Source organism: uncultured Rikenella sp., assembly GCF_910579375.1.
Classification (GTDB): domain Bacteria; phylum Bacteroidota; class Bacteroidia; order Bacteroidales; family Rikenellaceae; genus Rikenella.
The window spans coordinates 1-4,203 of the sequence record NZ_CAJTUJ010000159.1; the positions used below are offsets into that span (position 1 = coordinate 1).

Here is a 4,203-nt window from a genome sequence, read left to right on the forward strand (position 1 = left end):
CCGCGGTAGTCCGAGCAGCTGGGATCGAGGCTCTGCGAATGGAAATCCAAGCACAGGCCACGGTAGTGGTCGCCCGAATCGTAGAACGCGGACGACCAGCTGAATCCGAAGTAGCCGACCTTCACCGGTGCGCCCGAGCCTGCGAGGCGGTAGCCCGGGGCAGTTTCCTCTGTTTATTCCGAGAGGCAACGCAACTGAAAACCGTAGGCACGGCTGTCGTTTGCAAAGTTGGGATAGAGCCACGTGACTTTGAAGAGGAGATCTTGTCCGTAAATGCCCCTTGTGGCGGCCGACCAACTATAACCGTTATTACCGACGCCGTTCATGTCGCCCCATCGATTTTGTTCACCTGAGTCGCGGTAGCCCGGGGCGGCGCCTCTCGTCCCCGTTTATTCCGAGAGGCAACGCAACGGAAAACCGTAGGCACGGCGCGTCGTATTGTCGGAAACGAGCCACCCCGCGTGGAAGTCCAAGTACATGCCCCGGTAGTGGTCGTCCGAACCGTAGGACGTCGAGGTCCAATAGTATCCGCCGTCACCGACGCCCATCAGAGCGCCCTCGATGTAGCCGCGGTAGCCCGGGGCGGTTTTCTCTGTTTATTCCGAGAGGCAACGCAACGGAAGACTGTGACCGCGGCTCATTACGTCGCTGGGGACGAGACCACGAGTGTAGAAGTGCAAGTACATGCCATTGGTTCCACCGACCGATGTACATGACCATCCGGAACCCTCGCTACTGACACTCACCGGTTCGCCCGAGAGCGTGGTGCGGCAGCCCGGGGTCAGGCAGATTAAAAATTTTCACAACAACCATATGATATTAAAGACTCGAAATATCAAAAAGCAGGATGTCGGTAAATACTGAGAGGCAACGCAGCTGACGACCGTTGGCACGGTTGTTCGTGTTGCTGGGATCGAGGTCCTGCGTGTTGAACCACAAAAACCGCCCGTTGATACCGCTCACCGCCGACGACCAGCTATAGCCGTTGTTGCCGACGCCACCCGGTTCGCCCGAAGAGTTGTTGCGGTAGCCCGGGGCAGCCTGTCGAACTGAGCAACCACTCTCTACAGACTCCGCCGGAAACAAAAAACCGACAGAATCATCGATTTAACTAATCTGTCCGAAACACTGAACGACAGACCAGTAGGTCACTGAATTTACCCTTCGCCCTGCCGACTCCCCTGTAGAAAAAAAGCCGGCACTCCGGAAAAACATCCTGCCCATTCGGCCCGTGCACCGATACCTATCTATAAAAAAGGACGCGACGTCCGGGTAAATGCTGAGAGGCAACGCAACTGAAAACCGTAGGCGCGGTTGTTCGCGTTGCTGGGATTGAGCCACGTCACGTTGAAATTCAAGTTCATGCCATTGGTACCGCTGACCGTGGAAGCCCAGCTGTAACCGTTGTTGCCGACGTTGTTCAGCGCGCCCGTATCCCGATTGCGATAGCCCGGGGCGTTCTCATCCTATCTTGCGACCGCTCGCTTCGCCGCCCCGCTGCGGAGAGTTTCTCCGCAGCGGGCGGCGCACGACACGCTCCAGCCGAATTCGTACCATAACTAATCGCGCCCGAGCACGATCAGTGGGTCGCTGAATTTACCCGCATCCTCTGTCGCCGGCCGTAACCGACAGACACTCCGGGGACGTCCGTCCTGTGAATACGCTCCTGTTCCGCCCGTCCGGAAGAGCCGAAAACCGATAAATGCTGAGAGGCAACGCAACAGAAAACCGTTGCCGCGATTGTTCGCATTCGAAGGATTCATGTTCGTCGCATTGAACAACAAACGCCAGGCGTTCGTGCTGCCGTCGGGCACCGACGCAGACCAGACCGTACCCTCGTTGCCGACGTTACGCTGCACGCCATCCGCATGATTGCGGTAGCCCGGGGCGGGCGACAAGCACTGTAGCCGAACCGTAACTATTCCCGATCACCTCCTCCCCGGCACTACGGAACAGGAGGTCGTAGCCATAACTAATACCGCAAAGCATCAGTAAGTTACTGAATTTATCGTCCTCACTATCGAACCACCGTAGCCGTCCGATACTCCGGAACTGCCTGCACGGCACCGTTCTGACACCCCCGACGAACGGAACAGGAAAAAACGCACATCCGGCCCCCCTTGTTCCGCCGACGACCGCCGATAAACGCTGAGAGGCAACGCAACTGAAGACCGTAGGCGCGGTTGTTCGCGTTGCTGGGATTGAGGTTCGTCACGTTGAAATTCAAGTACACCCCATTGCTGCCGCTCACCGACGACGAATAGCTGAACCCGTTGTTGCCGACGTTGCTCAGCCCGCCATTGGCTCTCTCGCGGAAGCCCGGGGCGGGAACCGCGCATAGCCCGAATCGGAAAGGCAGTCGCTGGAATATTCACTCCGCCCATAGCACGAAGCGAACGCGTGAATAACTAAGACTTCAGTGGACTGCTGAATTTATCGTTCACCCTGTCCGCCAGCCGCCGGAGCCCGACGACCGTCCGAACACTCCGGAACCCATCGAGGCACGACCGTCCCGGAACACGACTCGCCACACCGGATGTGCAAAACCAGACCATCAAAGAACTCTCCCCCTCCGCCGCCACCCCGTTACGATTTGACCACAACGGCCTTCCGTTCCAGCTTCATCTTTTCGGAATACCTCTGCCAAGCCTGCAACTGTTTCGAGATCGACTCGGTGTGCGTACACACCACCGCGAACTGCTTGACCGATATCTGTTTGAGGTCGGTGAGCATGCGACACATCAGCTTGATCGTCACCACCCGTTCCCTCGCCAGCCGGATATCCGCCACCCGCTCCTCTTTCGCTCCGTTGGCCCGATAGATACAGAGACACAACTCGATGATATTGTCCTTGAGTTTTTCAGCCAACGTATACCGATAGTCCCGTTTGATGTTCGGCGTGAACTGAAAGACATAGAGCAACAAATCGTACGCTGCCTTGAAGACCTCCAAATTATCATAGACTGCCATTGAGCTGTTTTTTAAGGGAAGACACAAAAAGAAGACATTCGAGCGGCGTCGCGTTTTCGACGCTGAAATTGCGGAGATCGCGCAACACCGCTTCGACAACCGAAGTTCTGTTTTCGGTCATGACCGGCTGAGAGGCCACTACCAAAGGAGCGACCGATGCAATGCCCGTTCCGGAACGCGGCGCGCCTCCGCTCTTTCCGAAGGTCGGCGGCAGAGCCACAGGTGTCACCGCCGGAGGAGGAGTCGTAGCGGTTCGAGCCGCGACCAACGGAATCGCCTCTTTCCATCGGACATAGGCCGCCGGATCGATCGTTCCGCCGTCGAGCACCAACATGCCGTAGGGCCCAGTCTGGACGGGTCGATCACCAAGTACCCTCGTTCGCGAGGTGTCGGGAAAACCCAACGATACGATCTCGGTATCCAGATATTTGATGAATCGTTTAGTGATTTTATAACGCGAAATTCGCCGCACGAAAGCGAAAGCCGAGCGCTCGTAAGCTTTCCAAAAAACACCCTCGGGATAGAGATATATCCGATCGGTGTTGCAGTTTTCGGCTGCAATGATTTCCTGTAGAGTCATCGAAAGAATAGTTTTTTGAATGAGAAAAATACCGTACGAGACAACTGGACACCGTACGATCCGATAAGGTATAACGGCATAGGAGAGAACGGGAGGCCACCCCGCGGACAAGCCTTTAAGCATTCATTCCATCCGCCTCTCGACAGGTCGGATCCGCATCACTATTATTTTAAATGTCTAAAACTTATATACTTTTATGAGTAGGATAGCAAAACTCGCCAGTAAATCCGATGAAGTTCTCATTTCTCTACATATCACTCTATTTTTCAGAGTAATTCATTTTTCTCACCGAATATGAGTTGCACATGATCAAAGACAAATTTAACAATTATCCTAAAACAACAAAATACTATTCTAAAAATAATTCTCCACACTACAATCCTCCGAAAACAGTCACAAACGAGACCATCCACCTGTCCGCTCCGGGCTACCGCGACAATTTCAACGGGGAAATGATAAGTATCGGAAATCGAGGATATAGCTGGGCTTCAAGCATTAATGAGATTTACGGCACATTGCTCTATTTTTACATGACGTCGCTCGAACCCCAAAACGTCACGCACTTTCGCGGCTACGGTCTTCAGTTGCGTTGCCTCTCGGAATAAACGGAGGTGCGTGCTCGCGGTGGGCAATGGACTGGAACTACCCCAAAC

Annotated in this window: 8 protein-coding genes; 1 reads left to right on the forward strand and 7 read right to left on the reverse strand. The window is 54.7% G+C overall.

The genetic code is table 11. The features are described 5' to 3' along the window. Positions 1-173 precede the first annotated feature (173 nt). The 7 genes from QZ302_RS09005 to QZ302_RS09035 form a co-directional block, all read right to left on the reverse strand. Positions 174-326 carry a hypothetical protein gene (locus QZ302_RS09005; protein WP_294594632.1) on the reverse strand — a complete coding sequence of 51 codons (153 nt, stop codon included), beginning with the start codon at positions 324-326 and terminating at the stop codon, positions 174-176. A 63-nt stretch (positions 327-389) separates the two neighbouring features. Further along, on the reverse strand, positions 390-548 hold the full coding sequence (locus QZ302_RS09010; RefSeq protein WP_294594633.1) for a hypothetical protein: 159 nt from the start codon (positions 546-548) through the stop codon (positions 390-392). 271 nt (positions 549-819) lie between these two features. Continuing rightward, the gene (locus tag QZ302_RS09015; RefSeq protein ID WP_294594634.1) at positions 820-963 is read right to left on the reverse strand and encodes a hypothetical protein; all 144 of its coding nucleotides are present in this window, start codon (positions 961-963) and stop codon (positions 820-822) included. Positions 964-1,559: 596 nt separating this feature from the next. Further along, positions 1,560-1,859, reverse strand: coding sequence for a hypothetical protein (locus QZ302_RS09020; RefSeq protein WP_294594636.1), 300 nt, complete (start codon positions 1,857-1,859; stop codon positions 1,560-1,562). Positions 1,860-2,017: 158 nt separating this feature from the next. Then, a complete protein-coding gene (locus QZ302_RS09025; RefSeq protein ID WP_294594638.1) occupies positions 2,018-2,233 on the reverse strand; it encodes a hypothetical protein in 216 nt (71 codons plus the stop codon). Between the two features lie 353 nt (positions 2,234-2,586). After that, positions 2,587-2,970, reverse strand: a complete 384-nt coding sequence (locus QZ302_RS09030) for a four helix bundle protein (protein ID WP_294594640.1) — start codon at positions 2,968-2,970, stop codon at positions 2,587-2,589. Further along, positions 2,957-3,550: a hypothetical protein gene (locus QZ302_RS09035; RefSeq protein ID WP_294594642.1), complete on the reverse strand. Its 594-nt coding sequence runs from the start codon at positions 3,548-3,550 to the stop codon at positions 2,957-2,959. The genes QZ302_RS09030 and QZ302_RS09035 overlap by 14 nt, the downstream gene beginning before the upstream one ends. 452 nt (positions 3,551-4,002) lie before the next feature. Between QZ302_RS09035 and QZ302_RS09040 the strand changes: the two genes are divergently transcribed. Continuing rightward, complete coding sequence (locus QZ302_RS09040; RefSeq protein WP_294594644.1) at positions 4,003-4,155, forward strand: hypothetical protein; 153 nt, start codon at positions 4,003-4,005, stop codon at positions 4,153-4,155. The last annotated feature ends 48 nt before the right edge of the window (positions 4,156-4,203 follow it).